This window comes from Yoonia vestfoldensis SKA53, assembly GCF_000152785.1.
Lineage (GTDB): Bacteria > Pseudomonadota > Alphaproteobacteria > Rhodobacterales > Rhodobacteraceae > Yoonia > Yoonia vestfoldensis_A.
On sequence record NZ_AAMS01000013.1, the window covers coordinates 1 to 1,533 of the forward strand.

Annotated in this window: 2 protein-coding genes; both read right to left on the reverse strand. The window is 54.1% G+C overall.

The window, feature by feature from the left end:
* Positions 1 to 810: hypothetical protein (locus tag SKA53_RS00005; RefSeq protein WP_040482703.1), on the reverse strand; the 810-nt coding region annotated here is incomplete at its 3' end.
* 121 nt (positions 811 to 931) lie between these two features.
* Positions 932 to 1,210, reverse strand: a complete 279-nt coding sequence (locus tag SKA53_RS15355; RefSeq protein WP_131494557.1) for a hypothetical protein — start codon at positions 1,208 to 1,210, stop codon at positions 932 to 934.
* Positions 1,211 to 1,533 lie beyond the last annotated feature (323 nt).

Here is a 1,533-nt window from a genome sequence, read left to right on the forward strand (position 1 = left end):
GTTCTGGCCGGAGGCTGTGGAGTTGAGGGTCGCAGCACCAGCGGTGGTGTCGGAGTCACGCAGAACGATGTTGTCAACGCCTGTCCAGTTGGCAGCGCTTACAGTGATACCGGAACCGGTGTCGAGCGAAATTGCAACTGTGCCGGTGTTGCCGGTTGCGTTGATCGTTGTACCGGAAACCTTGGCATCAGCGACCCGCATCGTAAGGTCCTGCGCACCAGTGATCGTATAAGTACCCACGGTTTCAGTGCTCTGAAACGCCAGCGCAAAGCTGTTGGCCGAGGAGCCGTTAGACGCAATGTTCAGCGTTTCCAGCTGCTCGCCATCGGTGCCGTCGATTGTCACACCAGTTTGGGTTGCAGCCGTCGTACCATATGACGCACCAGAAAGGGCGATGCTCATGCTTTCTGCACTACCAGCGGCTGTCGTTCCGGTCAGTGTCAGGCCCTCAACGGTCAAAACACGATCATAGTCGTTCAGCGCGATTGTAGCCGCAGAAGCAGGTGTCGACAGTACACCAGCAACCGCACCCGAAACATTGTACGTCGTTGTACCTGTGTTTGCGCCGGTAAAGTCAGCAGCAGCCACAACGTAGGACAGGTTAATCGTTTCGATGTTCATGGTCGTGATCGTCGTGGCACCGGTCAGTGTCACGTTCAGGACATCATTGTCAGTGGTCGACCCATCCAGCAGCGTGTCAGTCGCAGCCATTGTTGCGGTCATACCATTCACGACTTCGTCGGCGCCAGTGAAACGGAAGGTCGACGCGGCCGAGCCGGTCAACGCTGTTGTATCAGAAGCGATATCCACAAGTGGAGTGAGCGACCAAGCTCGACAGTTTCAAAAGTTAAGTATTATTTGACATCGAGCAGTCCTTAGACCCCCAATATTTTATCGGACCTAATTTATACCTAGTCCATCAGGTGTGGTTTTATGGCCTGTGTTCAGGTGGGGTATACTCAATCACTTCATCCGTGGCCACATCCGCATACATTGCCGCTGCAATCAAATGCAGTTTGTCATCGGGCAGAGTGAGACGGAGATCGCCCTTTATTGTCAGGCCAATAACCACGCCTGCGCGGCGAAATACGCTTAATGCATAGTCTGAACCTTCACCGGCTATGGATCTCGCGGCTGTTTCTGCTCGCGCTGACCTGGACTTCGAGATGCCCATATCATGAGCAAACGTGACCTGAGAAATACCTAACATTGACCTACCGGCCCTGAGGACTGCGGCCAGCTTTATGGTGTACTTGCGCCTCGGGTGAAGCGTTGGTGTCGTATCTCATTTATTACTCATTTGGAGGCCTCTTATGCCAAAAGCTACACTCGACACCCAGTTCGTATCCGACGCCTTCTGCCCAGAAGGCAAACGCAAAGAGACATACTTCGATACGTCGATGAACGGCCTATGTTTGGGAGGTGCGTATCTCAAGGGGGCGGACGTTTTATCTGCGCTACCGCGACACCCGAGGTAAAACCCGCTACGCGAAACTGGCTGACGCACAGCATGTGACCTTGCATCAGGCCCGG

Bases quoted from the DNA above. Each gene is read 5' to 3' on its own strand.
- SKA53_RS15355 (WP_131494557.1), bottom strand. From the start codon at position 1,210: ATGTTAGGTATTTCTCAGGTCACGTTTGCTCATGATATGGGCATCTCG.